This window comes from Cupriavidus sp. CuC1 (genome assembly GCF_044627735.1).
Classification (GTDB): Bacteria; Pseudomonadota; Gammaproteobacteria; order Burkholderiales; family Burkholderiaceae; genus Cupriavidus; species Cupriavidus ulmosensis.
Genome location: NZ_JBIUHC010000395.1, coordinates 1 through 966 on the forward strand (window position 1 = coordinate 1; position 966 = coordinate 966).

The 966-nt window shown below is 60.7% G+C and carries 1 pseudogene; it reads right to left on the minus strand.

The features are described from left to right. Positions 1-48: 48 nt before the first annotated feature. Positions 49-966 (minus strand): annotated as a pseudogene (locus ACGLHR_RS51870) (recombinase family protein); the annotation flags it as partial.

A 966-nucleotide genomic window follows, 5' to 3' on the forward strand; every position in this document is an offset into this window, starting at 1 on the left:
CAAGGACTACGCTTCACAATGCACCTCATGGGTCGAGTGGAGTGATGTTTACGCGGCGACTGCATGTTTACCGCGGCTTTTGCGTTGATGGCGGTACTTGACTGGCGCATCCGCGCCAGGTTGTTCGAAGAGGCACTGGCCCTTGTCATCGTAGCGGTGCGCCACGAGCAGGCCGGCACGGCGCCATATCTTGACGGTAGTCGGTGTGACATCGAGGCACTTTGCAATCTCGTCCAGCGTGAGCAAGCCACGCGTGCGCAGCCTGTCGTAGCGACTTTGCAGATCGTAGGAGAGCCGAATCCGGGTGACCATTACGTGGTGAAACGGTTTGCCCTGACCTGACGTGAGTCCCTGGCGATTGAGTAGCTCTGCCGTTTCACCGTCAGTGTGGTTTTCCAGGAGCCGGTCGATCTCAGCGACGACGGCTGGCGGGGTCTGCCGTAACATCCACGCGGGCTTGGATAGTGGCACGTGCAACGTGTGTGTTGCGCCGCCGTTGAAGCGTATCTGAGCGCTGACGTCCGTGCCTTTTAGCAGAGTCACGTCGCCGATGAGTAGGCGTGCCATGCGCTTGCGCTCACGATCTGGCGTGTGCGGATCGTTCCACAGGCGAGGAAAGTCCTTCGCAAGCGCCATGATGCTTGTGCGCTGTGTGTCGTCAATGCCGGCGCGATCGGCTTCGCGCTGCTTCTCGTAGCGTTCCTCGGCCTCACTGAGAGCGCGCAGCGCATGGTTCCATTCCGCTTCAAGCGAGTCCGCAACCAATCGATGCTCCGGATCGACTTGCATGTAACGACGGCGCGCCAGATCGGTCTCGTAGCGCGCTCGCTCGACCTCTTGGCGGCGTAGGCGGTCGCTCTCCTCGGTACGGTTCTGAAGCTCGTTCTGCACGGCCAGAGCGACCTCAAGCGTTACCGGCGTGACCAACTCCACGAGCAACCTGCCAATTGCATCGTCAAGCTCACC